Genomic DNA, 21,109 nt, shown 5'->3' with positions numbered 1-21,109 from the left:
AGGCCGGGGCGGATCAGCCGGTCGCCCCCAGCCAGAATTCGATGGAACGCCCGAGGAATTCCTCGGAGGTCATGTAGTGTGAGCCGTCGCAGGAGAAGGTCAGGCTGACCATGCCGTTGAACAGGTTGAGCGACGCGGAACGCAGATACACGGTGTCGTCGGCGAAACGCAGGGTCCGCAGGCCGTCCAGCACCCGGCCGATGTCCCGTTGCGGGATCAGTGCCTCCTCCGGGTAGGGCTCGTGGGGGAAGGCCAGACAGACATCCGGGTCGGCCAGCGACTCGTGGGTCAGGATGCGGTAGCGGTACGGATCCTCGGTGGTCCACAGGGTCGCGCGCGAGCTGGAGAAGTGGAACACGCCCTGGAACACGCCCCGCTCGGTGAACAGCTCCTCCAGGATGGCCAGCGCGGTGTCCATGTTGCGGTCCATCAGGCTTTCGGTGCGGCTCTGCTGGAACAGCGTGCCGCGGATCGACGGGTCGCCCTTGATCTGACGCCACTCGCTGGATTCCTCGTACAGGTCTTCCGACAGGTCCGGCAGGTTGCGCAGGTCGAAGTCCGCGCCGAGGAAACCCAGGGCCCGGCCGTTGTCGTCGCGGACGAGCTGCAGGGCGGTCAGCGACGGGCGCCGCCCCAGCAGGCTGATATAGGCCTCGGACAGCAGGAAACCGTCGGCCGGCACGGCCTCCTTCATGTATGGCCGCTGCGAGCGGTCGCGGCCGAAGTGCTCGGGCAGCACGCCGCTGCGGGAGATGTTATCGGACAGCTGGATCCCGCGGGTGTTGAGCGCGTACATGAATGTGGCCTCGGGGATCCGCCGGATCCCGTCCTCCAGGATCGAGTCCAGTTCCTCGCGCCGGGGCCAGGCCGGCACCAGGCGCGCCGCGATCCCGCTCAGCGGCTCATGCAGCCGCTCTTCCAGGTACTCCCGCTGGTGCTCGATGGCCTGTTTCAGTTCGTTCATGGTGCGTTTCCGATTCCTTTTGGTGCGCGCGCATTATCCCCGAACCGGGTTTTCACTGTCGTGACCGGCCCTCCCGAGCATTCAGCGGTTTTGTCAGCAGGATTCGTGCCCGCCGTCAGCTCCGCAGGTCTTTCCGTCGGCGCGAGCGCCGCCACAGCCATGCGCCGCCGATCACGGCGGCCAGCAGCAGGGCCGCGGCCGCGGGCCAGACATGCTCCGGCGAGCTCAGATAATGCAGCAGGGAATGGCCGTCGCCGTGCCCATGTCCGGGGTGCGCGAGCGCCGGACTGGAGGTCAGGGCCAGCGGGGCGAGAGCGAGGGGGCGAAGGGTCATGGTCGGTCTCCGGTGGTATGGCGGGCCCGGCCAACGATAGCGCGTGCCGGCGCGGTTTTCAGCAGATGCGCGGGAGCTGTTCTCCGGCCGGCAGGACCAGTCGGCGTTCCACGCCGGTGGCCAGGCGCCGGATCACCGCGGGGTCGCCGGCCGCGGCCCGGCCGATGGCGACCGCGTCCCGGGTCTCGGGAACGGATCGCAGGATCGCCAGTGCCTGCTCGGCATGGTCCGCCGGGACGGCCGCGAGGAACCGCCCCTCGCAGGCCGAGTGCAGCGGGTCCAGCCCGAGGATCTCGCAGGCCCCGCGCACGTCTTCGCGTACGGGGATGGCCGCATCGTCCAGCACCAGGCGGCTGCCGGAGGCCTCGGCCAGCTCCTGCAGCGCGGCCAGCGTGCCGCCGCGGGTGGGGTCGCGCAGTGCATGTACCGGCACACCGGCGTCCAGCAGGGCCGCCACGCCCGCGGCCACCGACGCGCTGTCGCTGGGAACCGGCGGCTCGAGGCCGAGGTTCTCGCGGGCGGCGAGGATGGCCACGCCATGGCGCCCGAGGTCGCCGCTGGCCAGCAGCACGTCGCCCGGCCGGATCGCGGTCGGTTTGATGCCAACCCCGTTCGGGACCACGCCTGCGCCGCTCGTGTTGATGTAGACCCCGTCACCATGCCCGGCCTCGACCACCTTGGTGTCGCCGGCCACCACCTGCACACCACATTCTTCGGCGGCCGCGCTTACGGAGGCGAGGACGCGGCGCAGGTCCTCCAGCGGGAGCCCCTCCTCGAGGATCAGCCCCAGCGTCAGCCACAGCGGTCGCGCCCCCGCCATCGCCAGGTCGTTGACCGTGCCGTGTACCGCGAGGCGGCCGATGTCGCCGCCGGGAAAGAACAGCGGCCGCACCACGAAGCTGTCGGTGGTCATGGCCAGGCGCCCGCCCGGCGCGTCGAGCACGGCGGCATCGGGGGCGCCGCAGGCGCGGGCGCCCAGGGCCGGCAGGATCACCTCGTCCAGCAGCCTGGCCTGCAGCCGGCCCCCGCCACCATGTGCCAGCCGCACGATCTCGGTGGTCATGTCTCGCCCCGGTAGTGGAGGTAGGCCGCACAGGCCCCCTCGGAGGAGACCATCGGCGCCCCCAGAGGGTGATCCGGGGTGCATTCGCGGCCGAAGGCCGGACAGTCGGTGGGTCGGCTCAGCCCGCGCAGCACCTGGCCGGCGATACAGGGACCGTCTCCTCCGGATTCGGTCCCGGCCAGGTCAAAGCGCTTCAGGGCATCGAAGCGCGCGAATTCCGGGCGCAGGGCCAGGCCGCTGGCGGGCAGGCGGCCCATGCCGCGCCACTCGCGTTCCACCGGCTCGAATACGCGGGTGACCGCATCGCGCGCGGCGGCGTTGCCGTCATCGCGGGCGGCGCGGTCGTAGCGGTTCTCCACCCGCGCTTCGCCGCGTTCCAGCTGCTCCACGCAGGCATGGATCCCGGCCAGCAGGTCCACCGGCTCGAAGCCCGTCACCACGATGGGAACCCCGAAGTGTTCGGCGATCGTCCGGTAGACGGTTGCACCTTCCACCGTGCAGACGTGTCCGGCGGCCAGAAAGCCCTGGATGCGACTGTCCGGATCGGTGAGCAGGGCCTCCATCGCCGGCGGTACCAGCGAGTGCGAGACCAGCAGCGACAGGTTGGTCAGGCCCAGGGCCTCGGCCTGCAGCACCGCGATGGCGGCGGCCGGGGCGGTGGTCTCGAAGCCCACCGCCAGCAGCACCACCTCGCGCTGCGGGTGTTCGCGCGCCAGCGCCACCGCATCCAGCGGCGAGTAGATCACGCGCACGTCGCCACCGGCCGCGCGGGCGCCGTTCAGATCGCCCAGCGCTCCGGGCACGCGCAGCATGTCGCCGAAGGTGCACAACATCACCTCCGGGCGGCGGGTCAGCAGTACCGCCTGATCAAGGGTCTCGGCCGGGGTCACGCAGACCGGGCAGCCGGGCCCGTGGAGCAGCTCGACCGAGTCCGCCAGCAGCTCGTCCAGCCCGTGGCGCAGGATCGCGTGGGTCTGGCCGCCGCAGACCTCCATCAGCGTCCAGCGCCGGGTGCAGGCCGCGCGGATCGCCTCGACCTGGTGCAGGATCAGCGCCGGATCGCGGTATTCGTCGAGGTGCTTCACGGAGCCTCCGGAGCGGACGGATCGTGCCCGGGGATCTCGCGCAGGGCCGCCAGGGTGCGTTCGGCGGCCGCCTCGTCGACGGTGGCGATCGCGATGCCGGCGTGCACCAGCACGTAGTCGCCGGGCCCGGCCTCCGGCGTACAGGCCAGCGACACCGTGCGCGTGACCCCGCCGAAGGCCACGCGGGCCTGGCGGAACAGCGGATCGTCCGCCTCCTCCACATGGTCGATGCGGCCGGGGATGGCCAGGCACATGGTCTCAGTCTCCGTCGGTGGTTCGCACGGGCGAGGTCGCCCGTCTTGCAATCACGGCCTGGCCGGTCGCCAGCCCGCCGTCGCCGGGCGGGATGCGCTGCGGCCAGAGCGGGCGGAAACCGGCCGCCCGCAGGGCGTCCACGCATTGTTGCAGCAACCACCGATTCTGGAAGCATCCGCCGGTCAATGCCACGGTTTCCCGGTTATTGGCGCGGGCCGCCGCGACCGCGAATCCCGCGAGCGCCCGGTGCAGCCGCGTGGCCATGCGTGCGGGCGCGTCCACCGGCCGCGCCGGGCGTTCCGCGAGCAGGGCATCGACCAGCGGGGCCCAGTCGCCCTGCCAGGGTGCAAGGTCGGTATCCAGCGGGATCGCGTCTGTATCGCCGTACTTTGCACCATTGTCTGCGGGCCCGGCTGCCTCCGCGGCTTCCTGCACGCGCAGCGCGGCCTGGCCTTCGTAGCCGGCGGCGATGCGCAGGCCGCTGAGTGCCGCGACCGCATCGAACAGCCTTCCCGCACTGGAGGTCACCGGGGCGTTGATCCCCCGGTCCAGGCAGGCGAGCAGCGGCTGCCATTCCGCTGCGGTGAACAGGGCGCGCGCGGGGCTGGCCTCGAGGGCCGCGTGATCGCCGTGGTACCGGGCATGCAGCAGACCCAGCAGCGCGCGCCGCGGTTCGCGCATCGCGGCCTCGCCCCCGGGCAGGCGGAACGGTCGCAGATGCCCGCTGCGCCGCCAGCTCCCGTCACGGTCGAGACTCAGGCACTCGCCGCCCCACAGCGTACCGTCGTCGCCCAGCCCGGCCCCGTCCCACACCAGGGCCAGCGCCGGTTCGCGCACGCCGTGCTCCGCGAGGGCCGCCACCGCATGGGCATGATGATGCTGTACCCGCGTGAGCGGCAGGTTCCAGGTTTCGGCCAGGCGTGTGGACGCGTAATCCGGGTGCCGGTCGCAGGCGATCCGTTCGATGTCCACCCCGCAGAGCTCCCCCAGCGCCCGGGCCTCGCGGTTCAGCCGCTGTAATGCCGTGTCGCTTTCCAGGTCGCCGACATGGGCGCCGACCACCACTTCGTTCGCGAGCGCCAGGGCGGGCGCTGCCTTGAGCTGCCCGCCCAGGGCCAGGGTCACCGGTCCGGGCGCAACCGCGGGCTCCCCCGCAGGCAGTGGCACGCGCGTTGGCATGCAGCCGCGCCCCAGTCGCAGGCACTGGGGTTCGCCGGCGGCGACCTGGAACACGGAGTCGTCCAGCGCCCGCGCGACCGGCCGGTCGTGATCCAGGATCGCGTCCGCGATATCGCCCAGCCGGGCAACCGCCTCGTCGCCTTCCACGCACAGGGGCTCGCCGCTGCGGTTCCCGGAAGTGCAGACCACCGGTTCGCCGAAGTCGTCCAGGAGCAGGAGGTGTAGCGGGGTGGACGGGCGCATCAGTCCGCGACGTCCGAGCCCCGGGGCGACCCCCTCGGCCAGCGGTGCCTCCGGCCGGCCCTCGACCAGTACGATGGGGGCCTCCGGGGATTCCAGCAGCGCCCGCTCGACATCGTCGATGCGGGCGAGCGTATCCGTTTCGGCCCGACCCGGCAGCATGATCGCCAGTGGTTTCTCCGGCCGCTGCTTGCGCCGGCGCAGCCGCGCGACCGCTTCCGGTCGGGTGGCATCCACCAGCAGCTGGAAGCCGCCCGTGCCCTTCAGGGCCAGAATGCCCCCTTCGCGCAGGGTGTCCACCCCCGCGCGCAGGGCGGCGTCGCCGGTGCTCCGCGCGTCCCCGTCCGGCGTGCGCAGCGTGAGTTGCGGGCCGCATTCCGGACAGGCCATGGCCTCCGCGTGGAAGCGCCGGTCCTCCGGGTCCTCGAATTCGCGGAGACACGCCGGACACAGGGCGAACCCGGCGAGCGTGGTCCGCGCCCGCTCCCAGGGCAGGCCGGTCGTGATGCTCCAGCGCGGTCCACAGTCGGCACAGGCGGTGAACGGATAGCGGAACCGCCGCGCAGCCGGATCACGGATTTCGGCCCGACACGCCGGGCAGGGCGCGCGGTCGGGGGCCAGTGCGGGAGCGCCCCCGCCGGCGGCATGATGGGTGCGGACGTAAAAATCCGCATCGCCGAGCGGCGGAATCGTGGTGGCGGTGATCAGGTCCACGCGTGCGGCCGGCGGGCCGTCCTCCTCCAGGGAACGGCGGAAGGAACTCAGCGCCGCCTGCGGCCCTTCGATCTCGATCACGACCCCTTCCGAGGTGTTCGCGACCGCCCCCGTCAGCCCCAGCCGACGCGCCTGACGGGCGACGAACGGCCGGAACCCGACGCCCTGGACCCGGCCTGCGACGATCAGGCGCCAGCGCGCACGGGCGCGGTCGTTCACACCACGTCCAGGTTCCGCAGCAGGATCTGCTGGGCTTCGGGGTGGGTGTCGTCGTCCGAGGTCTCCACCTCCAGTTCGGCGCCCTCGGCCACTGTGCCGCGGGTGCCGTCCTCGAAATGCTCGCGGAAATGCTCCGGCGTGATATGCGACAGCGCCCCCAGCCACACCCGGACCCGGGTTACGCGCTCGGCGTTGTTGTCGGCCGCCACCTGCTCGATCTTGCGCAGCAAGTCGGCCATCAGCGAATGTTCGTGCATGGTTCAGTGTCTCCCCGTCCCGGTTTCCTTAAGGTAGACTGGTTCCTTCCTATAATGGCTGCAGGGAGGCGGCATGGAAAAGAACGAAACCCGGAAACCGTCGATGTTTCCCTGGGTCTCGACGTCCTCTCCATACCGTTCGCCGTGGATGTCATCCGGCATGTTCGACGGGTACGGGCGGCGGATACCCACTGAACGGAGCCCGACATCCATGCAGATCCACATCGACACCCCCGACCTGATGACCCGCGTGCGGCTCGAATCGCGCTGGCGCGCGGCCGGTGCCGAAGTGACCGGCAGCGGCGAGCCCGCAGCCCCCGACCTGATCGTGATCGACCTCGGTGCACGGGACGTTGCGAGTGTGTCGACCTGGCGTGAACGCTGTCCGGGTGCCGCCATCCTCGCCTTTGGCCCGCATGTGGAAGGGAGCATGCTCAAGGCCGCGCGTGAGGCCGGAGCCGACGAGGTGGTGGTGCGCGGCAAGGTCGCCGATCGCGTGGCGAAAAAGATCGCCGACGACACGGCCTAGCGCAGTCGGGCAGCGGGCGCATGCCCGAGGCCGACCGGGTCGTCCGCTTCAATGCACTCTCCGGGCCCCTGAACTCCCGGGAGGGCAGGGCGTCAGGCGGAAGCCGATGCCGTGCCTTGGCAGGCCGACAGCGCGCGCAGGCGGCGACGCTGCATCTTGAGGCGATACTCCAGTTCCTTGAATCGGGTGCGCAGTTCCGTGCGCAGCCAGCGGTCGTTCAGGGCCTCACGACCGGCCCGCATGTTTTCCGCCTGCACCTGCTGCCACTGGTTCACCGTATCGCGGAAGTGCTGGTATTCGCGTTCCACGGTCGCGCGCCAGGTGTCGTGCATCGGCCCGGCCTCATCGGGGTTCAGCAGGCGGCGGAACTCGGTGTGCAGCCGCGCGCGCAGGATCTTGAAGCGCGGCGTCCAGCGCCGGTCATGCACCAGCCCCGTCCACGCCAGCAGGTTGATCAGCCACTTCGAGGGGTCGTACTGCCACCAGCGCACGCCGTTGCGGTAGTCGCCCTGAAAGGCATGGTGGAAGTTGTGGTACCCCTCGCCCCAGGTGAGCAACGCGACCAGGCCGTTGTCCACGGCGGTATTCTCGTCACTGTAGGGGCGCCATCCCCACCAGTGCGCCAGGGAGTTGATAAAGAACGTGAAATGGTGACTGAGCACCAGCCGCAGCACGCCCGCCAGCAGCAGCATGCCGATCACGTCCCCGAACACCAGCCCCAGCAGCAAGGGCAACCCCAGGTTCAGCCCCCACACCAGGGTCCAGTAGTGGCGGTGCTGCCACATCACCACCGGATCCTTCGTCAGGTCCTTCGCGCGTGAATAATCGGCCCGGCTGGCGGGCCAGTTGCGCAGCATCCATCCCATGTGGGCGTGCCAGAAGCCGCGCTTGATGGAATGCGGGTCGCGTTCCACGTCATCCACGTAGCCATGATGCACGCGGTGCCGGGCACTCCAGTTGTAGATACTGTTCTGCAGCGCCAGCGCCCCGCAAAGCGCCAGAATCACGCGCAGCGGGCCGCGCGCCTTGAAGCTGCGATGCGCCCACAGCCGGTGATAGCCCACGGTAATCCCCAGGCCGCCGAGCACCATGAAGATCCCGAAAAAGGCCCAGGCCGCGCCACTGAAGCCCTGCGTCAGGCCCCACCACGGCACCAGCGTGAGGGCGGCCAGATTGCTCGCCAGAAAGAAGATCGCCGTGGTCCGGGCAATCGGCGGGGTCGGTTCGGACATCGAAAGATACCTGCTGACGATCGGGGCAAGCGCCAATGCTTGCCCCTTCATGTTCGTTCAGACCACGTTGCGAGCAAAAAATGCCCAACAGGGTGTAAAACCCACAGGGCCCAGGGCGCCGGCGGTCAGCTCAACGGCCACATCGTCCAGCGCACTCAGCCCTTCGTCGACCGCGCCATCATGGATGCGGGCTCTGGCGTGGGCTACCTGTCCGATGATTGCCGGTGCCTTCAGGCCGGGCCTGTGTCCCCTTTCCATCGCCTTTCGCGCCCAGTGTCCGGTCCCCGGCATGTCGCCGCACATCAGACGTTCGTAGGTTCTGACCGCAGCGATCCACGCCCGGACCGGGTTGTCCGGTGCATCCGCGACCAGAGTCCCTTCCAGGTCTCCGTCTCCATATGCCGCCATGGCCCGGAGTTCCAGCAGCTCCGACGAAGGCGGGAGGGTGAGGTCGTTAATCAGCTCGCGCGCCCGGGCAAAGTCACCGGCGTCGAGGGCCGCGCGTACCTGTATCAGATCTGGATCCGCCATCTCTCACTTCTCCTTGTCCGTATCGTGACAGGAACTGTCACGCCTTCCGTGTGGATGCTCGATGCATCTGTTCCGTTTAAACCAGAGCATAGGGAGTAGTTGTCATGTCCGAAACCGAAACGCTTTACGACCGGCTCGGTGGCCAGGCCGGAATCGACAAGCTCGTAAACCGCATTGTCGAGCTTCACCTTCAGAACCAGACGGTGGGTCCCCGGTACTGGGCACTCGACGACATCGTGCAGGCCATGCAGGAGATGGATTATCCGCGTCCGGTCTGCGACGAAGTACTCGGTATTTCCTATTCCCTGAAGGAGGAGATCGTCCACAAATAGGCCAGCCTCGGGCTGCCCTTTTCGTCCGACGTAAAAATGGAAACGGGGCCGGGTCTCTCGTCGTATCCGGCCCCTTTCTTCTCACGGACCCGGATAGACCTCGCGAATGAACTCCCCCGGGTCGGAGAGTGCGGCCCACTTCTGTCGCCACGGAAAAATGCGTGTCTGCCGTCCGGGCGCATCCAGCACAGGCCTTTGAATGCAGAAAGGAGTCAAACGCGGACGAGCCGCATCAGGGACTCGAAGCGATAGACGGCCGAACGGCGGCCAGCAGCCTCGCGCACCGGCTGCAGAAGGCCTTCTTCAAGAAGCACACGGGTAAAGCGCGCGGCGGTTTGTCGGGGAATTCCCGCGGACTGTGTGAAGTGGCTGTTGCGAAAGACCGGCCAGGTGAACAGGTAGTCGAGTGCGAGGACGGAATACCGGGAGCCGAGGACATCGGCAAAACGGACTTTCATTTCCTCGTAGTGATCGCGAATGGAGCGGGCCACGTCCGTGTTCCTCCGGGCCTGTTCACGCACGGCGTCCAGAAAGAAGCAGCACCATTCCTCCCAGTGGCCGCTGGCCGATACCTCGCGTAACCGGGCAACATACTCGTCCTTTTGTTCTTCGAAGTAGCGACTCACATAGAAATGTGGCGCGGATATGGCTCCTCCGTGCCACAACATCAGCGTGATCAGCATCCGTCCCACGCGGCCGTTGCCGTCCTTGAACGGGTGCAGGGCCTCGAACTCCGCGTGCGCCAGCGCGGTGCGGAGCAACAGCGGTACATCGTCGCTGGCTATGAACGCGAACAGCGTCTGCATGCCGCTGACCAGCTGTTCGGGTGTCGCGGGAACGAAACGGGCCTCCCGGCTGCCGCGTTCACCGACGTAATTCTGCTCCGTCTTGTACTGGCCGGGGGATTTCTCCGCCCCCCGCCCGAACGAGAGTAGCTGTTGGTGGATGCTGCGAATCAGGCCCTCGGAGAGCGGGTAGCCGTCTTCGAGCTGTGCCTGGGCCGTATTGAGGGCCCGTCGGTACAGGGCCGTTTCGACAACGTCGGATCGGTACAGTCCGGTGGCCCCGGTCTCGTTTTCGTCCTGTTCCGCTTCCAGCTCCAGAATCTCGTCGAGCGTGCTGATGGTGCCTTCCATGCGCGAGGAGATCACGGCCTCCTGGCTGCGTAGCGGGGCCAGGAAGATTTCGCTGTTATGGATGTTCTGCAGGGTCTGGTCGTAGCGCGCCAGCGCATCGGTTGCGGCCAGCAACGACGGCATGAGACGGCTGTAATCGAGCGGGCGGGGCGGGAAGTCACCGGTGTGGTAATGCACGGCGCGAGTACAGTCGATGTTCATGTCGCCCACGCTCGTTTGTGATTAACCAATGACTGGATTTGAGCAACAAATGGCTTTGTCGTCAACAAGAAGACCCCAACAGGGTTTGCGTTCAATAATGGCCGGATTATTGATCTCAATGGGGCTTGCCGGCATTCCGTTACTGTCAAACTTGTTTGTTGTTCATTCGGCGAGGTCGGTGAGCGACAAGCGTGCCAAGTTTCCTGATCGGCCCCGAATCCCGGACCAAGGCGGTTGTTTGCCATTGGACTGAATCGATTCAGGGGGTGCCGCGAGACCCGGATACCGCCTCGGCGAGATCGCTCGTGATTCGGCTGACGACCCGGGCAAGGCTGTCGCGGATCTCGGGCGAGAGGCCGGCGCCATCTTCGAGGCGGGCAGGCTCGATGCCGTGAACGATGAGGGTGTCCGGGAGTTCGTCCAGCGAGCGGGCGAGTTCGACGGCCTCGGCGAGGCCGATGCCGTGGGAGGAGTAGCGGGCGCCGCGCGGCAGCGGCTCGCGGGCGTCCAGCCGGTGGAGGGTGCCGGGCGCAGCGCCGGTGACGATGGCATCGACGAGGATCACCGGGTCGTGGCCCTGCCACAGCTCCATCAGTTCGGCGGGCTCGCCGTGGCTCTTCGCGGTGGCAAGATCCGGGGTATCGGCCAGTGCATCCACCACGGCGTGGCCGATGCCGTCGTCGCCGCGCCAGGGGTTGCCGATGCCGATGACCAGCGCCTCTTTGTCGGTCATTGGCATGTCGGGAGCGGCAGCGGATGCCTCTTGCGGGTGTTCAGGTGCTACGGGGGTGTTTCTTGCCGCCTTGAGAGTTTCTTCGCGGTGTTCGTCGCTCAGGTCCGATCGCCGCCCGTCTGCCTCGGAAGCCGCAGGCAGCCGTTTTTCCCGTGGGGTCTGTCCGGGTGGTCGTGCCACGGGGCGCTCCTGATCGATACCTGGCGGTGGCTAACGTGGCGTGCTCTCGCTTTTCCGGGCAGCAGTGGTCGTTTCCAGCCGCTCCGCCAGCCAGATCTTGATGATGGATTGACGGGTGACGCCCAATCGGCTGGCTTCTCGGTCCAGGGACTCGATCATCCAGTCCGGGAAGTCCACGTTTACCCGCCGCTGTTTGCGCAGCGGTCGTTGGGCCCCGGACAGATCCAGGGCATCGGTCATCTCTTCTCCGCTGTCAAAGCGCTCGTCAAATGTCTTCGCTTTCATACAGCGCTACCTCTTCTTTGCGCGACCTGCGTACCGAAATGATACGGACGCAGGCCTCTCGGTGAGTGACAACGGCGGTCCAGTGCCTCCTTTCAATGCGACCGATCACCAGAAAGCGGGGTTCGTCCTCCGTGCGGCCGGGGACCTCGAGCAGATCGGGGTCACGCCAGAGGGCCTGGGCGGTCACGAAGTCGATGCCGTGTTTCTCCAGATTCGATCGACTCTTCCGTTCGTCGAACTCGAATGAATGCATGGTGTAGAAATTATACCTTTATTCTATCAAACGGGTCCTCACTTGCGCAGAGCCAAGGGTTCCGTTTTGTGCAGGGCTTCACCGGCGGTCGACGGTGAGGTCGAGGAAGTGGGTGGCGCAGGAGATGCAGGGGTCGTAGTTGCGGATGGCCACCTCGCAGTGGTGGCGCAGTTCGTCGTCCGGCAGATGGAGATGGGTCTGCACCAGTTCGCGCAGGTCGGCCTCGATGGTGGGCTGGTTGACCGAGGTGGGCGGGACGATCCTGGCGTCGGTGATGAGGCCCGCCTCGTCGATGCTGTAGCGGTGGTAGCAGATGCCGCGCGGGGCCTCGGTGGCGCCGAAGCCGGTGCCGGCGCGCGGGGTGACCGGCCGCGCGGGTTGGGCCGGCGCGGTCCGGTAGCCGTCGACCAGGCGCAGGGCCTCCTCGAAGGCGAGCACGATCTCGATCATGCGCACCTGGATGCTGCGGAACGGGTTGCGGCAGGCCGCGCCCAGCCCGGCGCGCTCGGCCAGTTCGGCGGCGCGCGGGGTGAGGCGTTCGCGGTTCAGGGCGAAGCGTGCCAGCGGGCCCATGAACACCGGTTCGCCGCTGTCGGAGCGGTGGCTGTGCAGGGCGTTGGAGTGGGCGACGTGTTCCTCGGTGAAGACGTCGTCGTAGTCGCGGATGGCGGCGTCCAGACCGCTGCCGGAACCGAGCCGGCCGTGGGTGATCGGGTATTCGTCCGGGTGCACCAGCGACACGAACTCGTAGTCGCGCTCCAGGTTCGGGTAGTCGAGGGTGGCGAGGAATTCGGCGACCTCGCAGGACGCCTCCAGGCCCCAGGCCAGATCCTCGCGCAGCCCGGCGACCTCGTCGGGCGTCGGCGTGCGGTAGAAGCCGCCGACCCGCAGGTTGACCGGGTGGATCTCGCGCCCGCCCAAAAGGCGCAGGATGGAGTTGCCAATCTTCTTGATGCGCAGGCCGTTGCGCACCATGTCCGGGTGGTCCTTCGCGGCAGTGACCGCGTCGGGATAGCCGAGGAAGTCCGGCAGGTGGAGCATGAACACGTGCAGCGCGTGGCTCTCGATCCATTCGCCGCAGTAGGCCAGCCGGCGCAGGTCCTGCAGCACGCCATCCACGGTTACCCCGCAGACGTCCTCCATCGCCAGCGAGGCGCCCAGCTGGTAGGCGATCGGGCAGATGCCGCAGATGCGCGCGGTGATGTCCGGGGCCTCGCGGAAGTCGCGCCCGCGCAGGAAGCCCTCGAAGAAGCGCGGGGCCTCGAAGATCGACAGCTTCACCTCCTCCACGCGGTCGCCCTCGGTGCGCACGTACATCGCGCCCTCGCCCTCCACGCGCGCGAGGTAGTCGACTTCGATGGTGCGGGTCTCGCTCATGGTCCGTTTCCTGATTCTTCGCGCTCGCTCTCCTCGCGGAAGGCGTCGGCGCCGGCATTGAAGGTGCGGTAGAAGCGCACGCGGGTGGCGCGCTCCATGCCGAGGGCCTCCAGCTGCCCGGACAGGCCGGGCGCGTTGGGCGTCTCCTTGGGGCCGAAGCAGCCGTAGCAGCCGCGGTGGCAGCCGGGGCACAGCGCGCCGCAGCCGGCGTGGGTGACCGGACCCAGGCAAGGCGTGCCGTGGGCGACCATCACGCAGACCTGTCCCGCCCGCTTGCACTCCTCGCAGACGCTGGCGCTGGAGACCTGCGGGCGGCGGCCGTAGAGGAAGGCGCTGATGACCTCCAGCAGCTGGTACTTGTCGATCGGGCAGCCGCGCAGCTCGAAGTCCACCGGCACGTGCTGGCTGATCGCATCCGAGGTGGCCAGGGTCGAGATGTACTCCGGGTGGGCGTAGACCTGGCGGGTAAACTCTTCGACGTCGGCAAAGTTGCGCAGGGCCTGGATGCCGCCGGTGGTGGCACAGGCGCCGATGGTCACCAGGAACTTCGATGCGCGGCGGATCTCGCGGATCTCTTCGGCCGCCTCCGGCGTAGTGATCGAGCCCTCCACCAGCGTCAGGTCCCAGGGCCCGTCGATGCGGGTGCGGGTGGCCTCGGGGAAGTGCGCGATCTGGATCCGGTCGGTCACCGCCAGCAGCTCGTCCTCGCAGTCCAGCAGCGAGAGCTGACAGCCGTCGCAGGAGGCGAACTTGAACACCGCGAGGGTAGGCTTTTCCCGACTCATAGCTCGCGTATCCGGAAGGCCGGTTCCATTACCGGGTAGGGAAACACGGGGCCGTCGCGGCAGACGAACTGCGCCCCGATCTGGCAGTGCCCGCAGAAACCCAGCGCGCAGCGCATGTTGCGCTCCATGGAGACAAAGATGTCTTCCGGCTTGACACCGCGGCGCTCCAGCGACGACGCGGCAAAGCGCATCATCACCTCCGGGCCGCAGACCATCGCCAGCGTGTTGCGCCGGTCGAAGCCGCCGCGGTCGATCAGCTGGGTGACCACGCCGACATCGCCGCGCCACGCGGCCGTGCCGCGGTCCACGGTGATGCGCAGGTCGAGATCGTCGCGCGCGCCCCAGGCCTCCAGCTCGTCACGAAAGATCATGTCACCGGGCGAGCGCGCGCCGTAACAGATCACCACATGACCAAAGTCGTCGCGCCGTTCCAGCGCCGCATGGATCACCGGCCGCAGCGGGGCCAGGCCGATGCCGCCGGCGACCAGCACCAGATCGCGGCCATGGGCCTGCTCCACCGGCCAGGCGGTACCGAACGGCCCGCGCAGGCCGACCACCGCGCCGGGTCCCAGATCCTGCATCGTGCGGGTCACGCTGCCCACCGCGCGGGTGGTGTGCACGATGCCGCCATCCGCGGTGATCGCGGACACCGAGATCGGCACCTCGCCCACGCCGAACAGGTAGAGCATGTTGAACTGCCCGGGCGCCGGCGGTGGCCCCGGGTCGACTCCCGGCTCGGGGTACAGCGTCCAGCTGAACACCTCGTTGCTGGCGACGTCCGGGCGCACCGAATGGATGCGCCAGGGCTGTGGCGCCATCGCCTGTTCCGGCAGGGCGCTGTCGGCGCGGGGCTGCAGGGTTTCAGGTGCCATGCCCGGGCCCTCCGTGACTGTAGATGTCCAGCGCCTGCAGCCGCGCGGCCTGCAGCCGCTGCACGATCAGTGCGGAGAAATGTTTCATCAGCATGTAGCCGAACGCCGGGTCGGCCTCCATATGTTCACGCAGCACGCCGGCATCGAAGTGCAGGGTTTGCAGATCGGTGATCGCCCGGGCGTCGTAACTGGCGCGATACGGCGGTAGCAGCCACGACCAGCCGAGGATGTCGCCGGGCCCCAGGGTCTGGAAGGTCACGCAGCCTTCGCGCAGCGGGCTCTCCAGCGCGACCTGGCCCTCTCGGATCAGCCAGAAGGTCTCCGTCGGCTCGTGGTCGCGCATCAGCCGCGTGTCCGCCGGGTAGCTGAGCTTCGCGGCGCAGGCCGCCAGCAGGCGCCGGTGTTCCGGCTCCATGTCGGCAAAGAACGGCTGGTCTTCGAGGATCGCCAGCAGCTCGTTCATGCCCGGCCCTCCGGGTCGCGGCGCACCGCGGTGACCTCCTCGGTGATGTCGATGCCCACCGGGCACCAGGTGATGCAGCGTCCGCAGCCGACACAGCCGGAGGTGTCGAACTGGTCGTGCCAGGTCGCCAGCTTGTGGGTGATCCACTGGCGATAGCGCGCGGCTACCGAGTCGCGGTGGGCGCCGCCGACCAGGTGCGAGTGTTCCTGGTTGAAGCAGGAGTCCCAGCGCCGCACCCGCTCGGTGCGCTGGCCTTCCAGGTCCGGGACCTCTTCGATCTGCGAGCAGAAACAGGTGGGGCAGACCAGGGTGCAGTTGGAGCAGGACAGGCAGCGCTCGGCGGTCTCCTCCCAGCGCGGGTGTTCGAAGGCCCGGTTCAGTACCTCGCGCGCGTCGCCGGGCATCTGCCGGCCCATCTTTTCCGGGGCCTCGGCCCATACGCGTTCGGCGGCGGCCTGCTCGGCGTCCGTGCCCGGGCGCGGCTCCAGCCGGTCGAGCATCGCGCGCCCGGCCTCGCTCCCGGCCTCGGCGATCAGGAAATGCTGCGTGGCATCGATCACCTCGGTCAGGGCCAGGTCGAAGCCCTCGCGGGCGCGCGGTCCGGTATCCATGGAGGCGCAGAAGCAGGTGCCGCCGGGCTCGGCGCAGTGGGCCGCGACCATGAACACGTCCCGGCGCCGCGCTGCATAGCCGCGGTCCTGCACCGCCTGTCCGAGGAACACCCGGTCCTGCACGCCGATCGCCGCCAGCTCGCAGGCACGCATGCCGATGAACGCACGCGGCGGCGCGTCGGATTCGCCCGGCTCGGTGGTGAAGCTGCCGTCCGCCTGGCGGGTCAGCCGGAACAGGGTCTCCTGCGGGGGGAACAGGTACTTCTTCCAGGAATGCGGGCCGACCACGTAGCCGAACAGGGCGCCGTCTCCGCGCTCGCGCAGGCGGTAGTGGCCGGGGGCGTGCTCGTCGGTCCAGCCCGCCGGCAGGTCGTCGAGACCGTGCACCCGGTCGTAGACGATCGCGCCGTCGCGCCGTGTTGGACCCACCACCTCGTAGCCATCAGAGGCCAGCAGGCGGATCAGCGTATCCACGGCCTGGGGTGTGATCACTTCCACGGGGTGCTCCCGTTCCCGATGGGATGGTTTCCATATTGCGCCAGAATCCCCTGCGGGGCCAACCCCCGGCAGCCCCGACGCGCATCCGGGGCCCCGGTCGTGCGAAGCTGTAGGTCATCAGTCAGGGCCCGACCCGGGCCAGCCACCGGAGGAAATGGATGAAGGTCGCCGTATTCAGTGCCCAGCAACACGATCAGGAGCATCTGGTGCCGATGCTGCGCGAGGCCGGCATGGAGCCGGTACTGGACGAGCGCCGCCTGACCCCGGAGACGGTGGGTGACGCGGCCGGTGCGGATGCGGTCTGCGCCTTCACCAACGACGACCTGTGTGCGGCCACCCTGGACGGGCTGCAACGTCACGGCATCCACGTGGTGACCCTGCGCTGCTCGGGCCACAACAACCTGGATGACGAACATGCACGCCGCATCGGCATGCGCGTGGCCCGGGTCCCGGCGTACTCGCCGAATGCCATCGCCGAGCACGCGGTGGCGCTGCTGATGACCCTGAACCGCCACACCCACTTCGCCTGGAAGCGCACCCGGCGCGGCGATTTCCGGCTGAACAACCTGGTCGGCTTCGACGTCGCGCAGCGCAGCGTCGGCGTGGTCGGTACCGGCAAGATCGGCGCGGCCTTCGCCCGCATCATGCTTGGCTTCGGGGCTCGCGTTCGCGCGATGGACCCGTACCCGGATTCGGAACTGCAGGCCGCCGGCGTCACCTACACCGACCTCGACGAACTGCTGGCGACCTCCGATGTGGTCTGCCTGATGTGCCCGCTGACGCGCGACAACCACCACATGATCAACGCCGAAACGCTGGCGCGCATGCCGCGCGGGGCCATCCTCATCAACACCGCGCGCGGGGCGCTGGTGGACACCGATGCGGTGGAGGCCGCGCTGGATTCGGGCCAGCTCGGGGCAGCGGGTCTGGATGTCTACGAAGACGAAGGCCCGGTGTTCTTCCGCGACTGGACCGGCACCCCGGACGGTGTCCCCGATGCCCGGCTGGTCCGCCTGACCCGCCGCGACAACGTCCTGGTCACCGGCCATCAGGCGTTTCTCACCCACGAAGGACTGACCGGCATCGCCGAGACCACCGTGCACAACCTGCAGGTGCTGGCGCGCGACCCAGAGGGCCACGAGGAACTGCCGGGCCGGCTGGTGTGATGACGGGCCTGGCGCTCGATCGAGGCGCTTGATTTTCCCTGCCCGGCACCATATATGTCCTGAACGGAGGCCATTCGGGCAGGGAGGACAGAAGATGAGCGAGGTCGACGGTGCAAGGGTCATCGAGAACACCTGGATCACCCTGAGCGACGGCTGCCGTCTGGCCGCCCGCATCTGGCTGCCGGAGGACGCCGAGCACAACCCGGTGCCGGCGATCCTCGAGTACATCCCCTACCGCAAGAACGACCACAAGGCCCTGCGTGATGCGGAGGTGCACGGGTTCTTCGCCGCGCACGGCTACGCCGGGGTGCGCGTGGATCTGCGCGGCAGCGGCGACTCGGAGGGCGTGCTGCGCGACGAATACCTGCAGCAGGAACTCAACGATGGCCTCGAGGTGATCCGCTGGATCGCGCAGCAGCCGTGGTGTTCCGGCAGGGTCGGCCTGTTCGGGCTGTCCTGGGGCGGCTTCAACGGGCTTCAGCTGGCGGCCCTGCAGCCGCCGGAACTGGGGGCGGTGATCTCGGTTTGTTCGTCGGATGACCGCTATGCCGACGACGTGCACTACATGGGCGGCTGTCTGCTGACCGACAACCTTTCCTGGGCGTCGACCATGTTCGGCTTCAACTCCTGCCCGCCGGATCCGCAAGTGGTCGGCGAGGATCGCTGGCGCGACATGTGGCGCGAGCGGCTGGAGGGGTCCGGCCTGTGGATCCGCAACTGGCTGGAGCACCAGCGCCGCGACGACTACTGGAAGCACGCTTCGGTCTGCGAGGACTACAGCGCCATCCAGGTCCCGGTGATGGCGGTCAGCGGCTGGGCCGACGGCTACTCCAATACGGTGTTCCGCCTGCTCGAGCACCTGCAGGCACCGCGCGCCGGGCTGGTGGGGCCCTGGGGCCACAAGTATCCGCACATGGGCGGGCCGGGGCCGACCATCGACTTCCTGGGCGAATGCGTGCGCTGGTGGGACCACTGGCTCAAGGGCATCGACCGCGGCGTGGACGCCGATCCGATGGCACGGCTGTGGCTGCACGACGCGCGCAGCCCGCTGGTCCCGGAGATCACCGGTGAGTGGATCGCCGAGCAGCGCTGGCCCAGCCCCAATATCCACTACCACGAATTCGGTCTGGCCCGGGGGCGCCTGGTCGCCGGCGGCGAACGCACCGATGAAGCGGAAACCCTGACCATCCGCAGCCCGCTGAGCGTGGGGCTGTTCGCCGGCAAGTGGTGTTCCTACGCCGAGACCACCGACCTGCCTTCGGACCAGCGCCTGGAAGACGGCGGCGCACTGGTGTTCGAGACCGATCCGCTGGACGAAGACTTCGACCTGCTGGGCGATACCGAACTGGAACTGGAGATCGAGGCTGATCGTCCGGTGGCCCAGGTCGCCGCGCGCCTGTCCGATGTGGACCCGGAGGACCGGGCCACGCGCGTCACCTTCGGCATCCGCAATCTGACGCATCGCGACGGGCACGAGGACCCGCAGCCGCTGGAGCCCGGGCGGCGCTACCGTGTCCGGTTCCGGCTGAACGAGGTGGCCCAGCGGTTTCGCCGCGGTCATCGGATTCGCCTGTCAATCTCCAGTTCCTACTGGCCGCTGGCGTGGCCGGCACCGGAACCCGCACGTCTGACGCTGCATCTGGAAGGTTGCTGCCTGCATCTGCCGGAACGCCGGGTCGACGCCGACACCCCCGTCCCGCGGGATCTCGGCGAGCCGCGGCATGCCCCCACCCCGGGGCATACTCTGCTGGCCCCGGCCCACCGGGAATGGAAGACCGAGCACAACCTGGCGACCAACGAGGTCGCCCTGAACGTGATCAACAACGACCCCGTGCTGCAGCTGCATGACAATGACCTGACCTTTGGCCGGGAGGTGCACGAACGCTACAGCTACCGCAGCGAGTCCTACGAAACCGTGCGGGGCGAGGTGGTGCAGACCCGGCATTTCCGGCGTGATGACTGGTCGGTGCGCACGGTGACCCGCACCGTGCTCACCTCTACCCCCGACACCTTCCGGATCCGCGCCACCCTGGACGCCTACGAGGGTGATGTACGCATCTACGCGCAAAGCTGGGACGAGAGCATCCCGCGCGACCTGGTGTAACCCGACAACATACCGGGAAACCGGGAGGGAGAGCATGAGCGAAAAGAAGCACGTTTTTGTCGTTGGCATGGATGCCTTCAACCAGGCCAAGCTGGAGCGCCTGCCCCAGGCGGCCGAATGCGAGTTCCACTCGGCCCTGGATTTCAGCGACATCCGCAACGTCGAGTCCTTCGACATGGAGGCGCTGATTGAACGTGCGGCCGGCAACATCGAGGCGGCCGGCGTGCCGGTGGATGCCATCGTCAGCTTCTACGACTTCCCCGGCACCGTGATGGTCCCGTTGCTGGCCGAGCGCTTCGGCGTGCCCGGCCCCTCGCTGGAGGCCGTGCTCAAGTGCGAGCACAAGTACTGGAGCCGGCTCGAGCAGCGCAAGGTGATCCCCGACCATATCCCGCGCTTTCGGGCCTTCGACCCGCATGACGAGAATGCGTGGTCGAAACTCGGCATGCTGCCGCCGTTCTGGATCAAGCCGATCAAGTCGTTCCGTTCGTTTCTCGCCTTCCAGATCAACGACGAGCGACAGTTCCGGTCGGTCATGCAGATCTGCCGCGAGAAGGGCGGTTTCATCGGCGGGCCCTTCGCCTGGCTCATGCAGCGCTCCGGCGCCCCGCCGGAGATCGCCGAGATGCCCGAGAGTTTCGTGGCTGAATCGCCGATCGGCGGCTGGCAGTGCACCCTCGAGGGATACAGCTACAACGGGCAGGTGAATGTCTACGGCGTGGTCGACTCGGTGACCGAACAGGACGGCTCGTCGTTCTCGCGCTACGAATACCCGTCCTCGCTGCCGCTGGAGATCCAGCACCGCATGATGGATCTCGCGCGGCTGGCGGTGCAGCAAACCGGCCTGGACAACTCGCCGTTCAACGCCGAGTTCTACTACGACCAGACCGGCGACCAGGTGTGGCTGCTGGAGATCAACCCGCGGATCTCCCAGGCTCATTCGGACATCTTCGAGAAGGTGCACGGCATCTCGCACCATTCCGTGATGGTGGACCTGGCGCTGGGACGCAAGCCGCGGCCGATGGAGCGTAACGGCGAGTTCAACGTGGCCGCCCATTTCATGTTCCGCACCCATGAAGCCGGCCGCGTGCGGCGTATCCCCAGCCCCGAGGCCATCACCCGGCTGAAGACCCGCCAGCCCGGCACCGAGGTCAAGATCCCGGTGAAGCCGGGTCAGCACCTCAGGGACCTGCAGGGCCAGGACATGTACAGCTTCGAGATCGCCAACGTGTTCATCGGCGGCCGCGACCGGGCGGATCTGCTGGACAAGTACGACGAGGCCCTGTCGGTTCTGCAGTTCGACATCGAGAAGGACACCGAGGCGGTCATCACCTGACCCTCGTGCCGGATCGGCGAGAGGGGGCGCCTCCTGCCGGTTGATGCCTCCTCGGGCCGGATCGGCGAGAGGGCTCGCCTCCTACCGCGGTTGATGCCTCCCCGGGCCGGATCGGCGAGGGGGCTCGTCTCCTGCCGCGGTTGATGCCTGACCCGTAGGAGGCCGGCCCTCCGGC

Annotated in this window: 23 protein-coding genes; 5 read left to right on the top strand and 18 right to left on the bottom strand. The window is 68.2% G+C overall.

Annotated features, from left to right (window positions below; genetic code table 11):
• Positions 1-13: 13 nt before the first annotated feature.
• From F787_RS0102955 to F787_RS0102925, 7 genes are all read right to left on the bottom strand, one after another.
• The gene (locus F787_RS0102955; protein WP_018868822.1) at positions 14-964 is read right to left on the bottom strand and encodes a PDC sensor domain-containing protein; all 951 of its coding nucleotides are present in this window, start codon (positions 962-964) and stop codon (positions 14-16) included.
• Positions 965-1,079: 115 nt separating this feature from the next.
• Positions 1,080-1,298 (bottom strand): hypothetical protein, encoded by a 219-nt coding sequence (locus tag F787_RS0102950; RefSeq protein WP_028491265.1) that lies wholly within the window; start codon positions 1,296-1,298, stop codon positions 1,080-1,082.
• A gap of 58 nt (positions 1,299-1,356) precedes the next feature.
• Positions 1,357-2,361, bottom strand: a complete 1,005-nt coding sequence (gene hypE, locus F787_RS0102945; RefSeq protein WP_028491264.1) for a hydrogenase expression/formation protein HypE — start codon at positions 2,359-2,361, stop codon at positions 1,357-1,359.
• Entirely contained in the window at positions 2,358-3,446 is a 1,089-nt protein-coding gene (gene hypD / locus F787_RS0102940) for a hydrogenase formation protein HypD (protein WP_028491263.1), read from the bottom strand. Before hypD ends, hypE begins: the two co-directional genes overlap by 4 nt.
• The gene (locus F787_RS0102935) at positions 3,443-3,700 is read right to left on the bottom strand and encodes a HypC/HybG/HupF family hydrogenase formation chaperone (RefSeq protein ID WP_018868818.1); all 258 of its coding nucleotides are present in this window, start codon (positions 3,698-3,700) and stop codon (positions 3,443-3,445) included. Before F787_RS0102935 ends, hypD begins: the two co-directional genes overlap by 4 nt.
• A gap of 4 nt (positions 3,701-3,704) precedes the next feature.
• Positions 3,705-6,053 (bottom strand): carbamoyltransferase HypF, encoded by a 2,349-nt coding sequence (gene hypF, locus F787_RS0102930; RefSeq protein ID WP_028491262.1) that lies wholly within the window; start codon positions 6,051-6,053, stop codon positions 3,705-3,707.
• Positions 6,050-6,310 (bottom strand): hydrogenase maturation nickel metallochaperone HypA, encoded by a 261-nt coding sequence (locus tag F787_RS0102925; protein ID WP_019022603.1) that lies wholly within the window; start codon positions 6,308-6,310, stop codon positions 6,050-6,052. The genes hypF and F787_RS0102925 overlap by 4 nt, the downstream gene beginning before the upstream one ends.
• A 211-nt stretch (positions 6,311-6,521) precedes the next feature.
• On the opposite strand from F787_RS0102925, the gene F787_RS0102920 reads away from it, so the two are divergent.
• The gene (locus F787_RS0102920; RefSeq protein ID WP_018947323.1) at positions 6,522-6,839 is read left to right on the top strand and encodes a hypothetical protein; all 318 of its coding nucleotides are present in this window, start codon (positions 6,522-6,524) and stop codon (positions 6,837-6,839) included.
• 92 nt (positions 6,840-6,931) lie between these two features.
• Here the strand turns inward: F787_RS0102920 and F787_RS0102915 are convergent, their stop codons facing one another.
• Complete coding sequence (locus tag F787_RS0102915) at positions 6,932-8,071, bottom strand: acyl-CoA desaturase (RefSeq protein ID WP_028491261.1); 1,140 nt, start codon at positions 8,069-8,071, stop codon at positions 6,932-6,934.
• Between the two features lie 57 nt (positions 8,072-8,128).
• Complete coding sequence (locus F787_RS0102910; RefSeq protein WP_028491260.1) at positions 8,129-8,602, bottom strand: hypothetical protein; 474 nt, start codon at positions 8,600-8,602, stop codon at positions 8,129-8,131.
• A 104-nt stretch (positions 8,603-8,706) separates the two neighbouring features.
• Between F787_RS0102910 and F787_RS0102905 the strand changes: the two genes are divergently transcribed.
• Entirely contained in the window at positions 8,707-8,934 is a 228-nt protein-coding gene (locus tag F787_RS0102905; RefSeq protein WP_028491259.1) for a hypothetical protein, read from the top strand.
• A gap of 212 nt (positions 8,935-9,146) precedes the next feature.
• Here the strand turns inward: F787_RS0102905 and F787_RS0102900 are convergent, their stop codons facing one another.
• From F787_RS0102900 to F787_RS0102860, 9 genes are all read right to left on the bottom strand, one after another.
• Positions 9,147-10,271 carry a Fic family protein gene (locus F787_RS0102900; RefSeq protein WP_028491258.1) on the bottom strand — a complete coding sequence of 375 codons (1,125 nt, stop codon included), beginning with the start codon at positions 10,269-10,271 and terminating at the stop codon, positions 9,147-9,149.
• 259 nt (positions 10,272-10,530) lie between these two features.
• The gene (locus F787_RS0102895) at positions 10,531-11,004 is read right to left on the bottom strand and encodes a hydrogenase maturation protease (RefSeq protein WP_155989580.1); all 474 of its coding nucleotides are present in this window, start codon (positions 11,002-11,004) and stop codon (positions 10,531-10,533) included.
• Between the two features lie 210 nt (positions 11,005-11,214).
• The gene (brnA, locus tag F787_RS0102890) at positions 11,215-11,424 is read right to left on the bottom strand and encodes a type II toxin-antitoxin system BrnA family antitoxin (protein ID WP_018868807.1); all 210 of its coding nucleotides are present in this window, start codon (positions 11,422-11,424) and stop codon (positions 11,215-11,217) included.
• A gap of 25 nt (positions 11,425-11,449) precedes the next feature.
• Positions 11,450-11,722, bottom strand: coding sequence for a BrnT family toxin (locus F787_RS0102885; RefSeq protein ID WP_018863205.1), 273 nt, complete (start codon positions 11,720-11,722; stop codon positions 11,450-11,452).
• Positions 11,723-11,800: 78 nt separating this feature from the next.
• Positions 11,801-13,099 carry a Ni/Fe hydrogenase subunit alpha gene (locus F787_RS0102880; RefSeq protein ID WP_028491255.1) on the bottom strand — a complete coding sequence of 433 codons (1,299 nt, stop codon included), beginning with the start codon at positions 13,097-13,099 and terminating at the stop codon, positions 11,801-11,803.
• Complete coding sequence (locus tag F787_RS0102875; RefSeq protein WP_019569395.1) at positions 13,096-13,884, bottom strand: oxidoreductase; 789 nt, start codon at positions 13,882-13,884, stop codon at positions 13,096-13,098. Before F787_RS0102875 ends, F787_RS0102880 begins: the two co-directional genes overlap by 4 nt.
• Complete coding sequence (locus tag F787_RS0102870) at positions 13,881-14,756, bottom strand: FAD/NAD(P)-binding protein (RefSeq protein WP_028491254.1); 876 nt, start codon at positions 14,754-14,756, stop codon at positions 13,881-13,883. Before F787_RS0102870 ends, F787_RS0102875 begins: the two co-directional genes overlap by 4 nt.
• The gene (locus F787_RS0102865) at positions 14,746-15,219 is read right to left on the bottom strand and encodes a cyclic nucleotide-binding domain-containing protein (RefSeq protein ID WP_019569397.1); all 474 of its coding nucleotides are present in this window, start codon (positions 15,217-15,219) and stop codon (positions 14,746-14,748) included. Before F787_RS0102865 ends, F787_RS0102870 begins: the two co-directional genes overlap by 11 nt.
• Positions 15,216-16,328, bottom strand: coding sequence for a 4Fe-4S dicluster domain-containing protein (locus tag F787_RS0102860; protein ID WP_028491253.1), 1,113 nt, complete (start codon positions 16,326-16,328; stop codon positions 15,216-15,218). Before F787_RS0102860 ends, F787_RS0102865 begins: the two co-directional genes overlap by 4 nt.
• Positions 16,329-16,486: 158 nt before the next feature.
• Between F787_RS0102860 and F787_RS0102855 the strand changes: the two genes are divergently transcribed.
• From F787_RS0102855 to F787_RS0102845, 3 genes are all read left to right on the top strand, one after another.
• A complete protein-coding gene (locus F787_RS0102855) occupies positions 16,487-17,494 on the top strand; it encodes a 2-hydroxyacid dehydrogenase (protein WP_019569399.1) in 1,008 nt (335 codons plus the stop codon).
• A 94-nt stretch (positions 17,495-17,588) separates the two neighbouring features.
• Positions 17,589-19,598 carry a CocE/NonD family hydrolase gene (locus F787_RS0102850; RefSeq protein ID WP_028491252.1) on the top strand — a complete coding sequence of 670 codons (2,010 nt, stop codon included), beginning with the start codon at positions 17,589-17,591 and terminating at the stop codon, positions 19,596-19,598.
• 34 nt (positions 19,599-19,632) lie between these two features.
• A complete protein-coding gene (locus tag F787_RS0102845) occupies positions 19,633-20,934 on the top strand; it encodes an acetyl-CoA carboxylase biotin carboxylase subunit family protein (RefSeq protein ID WP_028491251.1) in 1,302 nt (433 codons plus the stop codon).
• Positions 20,935-21,109: the final 175 nt, after the last annotated feature.

Origin of the sequence: Thioalkalivibrio sp. ALE19 (assembly GCF_000428605.1) — a bacterium.
Taxonomy (GTDB): domain Bacteria; phylum Pseudomonadota; class Gammaproteobacteria; order Ectothiorhodospirales; family Ectothiorhodospiraceae; genus Thioalkalivibrio.
The sequence above is the reverse complement of the archived record's forward strand: the minus strand, read 5'-3'. Positions and strand labels throughout refer to the sequence as shown.

What these genes read in the sequence shown, in the direction of transcription:
- F787_RS0102955 (WP_018868822.1), bottom strand. Translation starts at nt 964, where the DNA reads ATGAACGAACTGAAACAGGCCATCGAGCACCAGCGGGAGTACCTGGAA.
- F787_RS0102950 (WP_028491265.1), bottom strand. Translation starts at nt 1,298, where the DNA reads ATGACCCTTCGCCCCCTCGCTCTCGCCCCGCTGGCCCTGACCTCCAGT.
- hypE (WP_028491264.1), bottom strand. Translation starts at nt 2,361, where the DNA reads ATGACCACCGAGATCGTGCGGCTGGCACATGGTGGCGGGGGCCGGCTG.
- F787_RS0102935 (WP_018868818.1), bottom strand. Translation starts at nt 3,700, where the DNA reads ATGTGCCTGGCCATCCCCGGCCGCATCGACCATGTGGAGGAGGCGGAC.
- F787_RS0102925 (WP_019022603.1), bottom strand. Translation starts at nt 6,310, where the DNA reads ATGCACGAACATTCGCTGATGGCCGACTTGCTGCGCAAGATCGAGCAG.
- F787_RS0102920 (WP_018947323.1), top strand. Translation starts at nt 6,522, where the DNA reads ATGCAGATCCACATCGACACCCCCGACCTGATGACCCGCGTGCGGCTC.
- F787_RS0102915 (WP_028491261.1), bottom strand. Translation starts at nt 8,071, where the DNA reads ATGTCCGAACCGACCCCGCCGATTGCCCGGACCACGGCGATCTTCTTT.
- F787_RS0102910 (WP_028491260.1), bottom strand. Translation starts at nt 8,602, where the DNA reads ATGGCGGATCCAGATCTGATACAGGTACGCGCGGCCCTCGACGCCGGT.
- F787_RS0102905 (WP_028491259.1), top strand. Translation starts at nt 8,707, where the DNA reads ATGTCCGAAACCGAAACGCTTTACGACCGGCTCGGTGGCCAGGCCGGA.
- F787_RS0102900 (WP_028491258.1), bottom strand. Translation starts at nt 10,271, where the DNA reads ATGAACATCGACTGTACTCGCGCCGTGCATTACCACACCGGTGACTTC.
- F787_RS0102895 (WP_155989580.1), bottom strand. Translation starts at nt 11,004, where the DNA reads ATGACCGACAAAGAGGCGCTGGTCATCGGCATCGGCAACCCCTGGCGC.
- brnA (WP_018868807.1), bottom strand. Translation starts at nt 11,424, where the DNA reads ATGACCGATGCCCTGGATCTGTCCGGGGCCCAACGACCGCTGCGCAAA.
- F787_RS0102885 (WP_018863205.1), bottom strand. Translation starts at nt 11,722, where the DNA reads ATGCATTCATTCGAGTTCGACGAACGGAAGAGTCGATCGAATCTGGAG.
- F787_RS0102880 (WP_028491255.1), bottom strand. Translation starts at nt 13,099, where the DNA reads ATGAGCGAGACCCGCACCATCGAAGTCGACTACCTCGCGCGCGTGGAG.
- F787_RS0102875 (WP_019569395.1), bottom strand. Translation starts at nt 13,884, where the DNA reads ATGAGTCGGGAAAAGCCTACCCTCGCGGTGTTCAAGTTCGCCTCCTGC.
- F787_RS0102870 (WP_028491254.1), bottom strand. Translation starts at nt 14,756, where the DNA reads ATGGCACCTGAAACCCTGCAGCCCCGCGCCGACAGCGCCCTGCCGGAA.
- F787_RS0102865 (WP_019569397.1), bottom strand. Translation starts at nt 15,219, where the DNA reads ATGAACGAGCTGCTGGCGATCCTCGAAGACCAGCCGTTCTTTGCCGAC.
- F787_RS0102855 (WP_019569399.1), top strand. Translation starts at nt 16,487, where the DNA reads ATGAAGGTCGCCGTATTCAGTGCCCAGCAACACGATCAGGAGCATCTG.
- F787_RS0102850 (WP_028491252.1), top strand. Translation starts at nt 17,589, where the DNA reads ATGAGCGAGGTCGACGGTGCAAGGGTCATCGAGAACACCTGGATCACC.
- F787_RS0102845 (WP_028491251.1), top strand. Translation starts at nt 19,633, where the DNA reads ATGAGCGAAAAGAAGCACGTTTTTGTCGTTGGCATGGATGCCTTCAAC.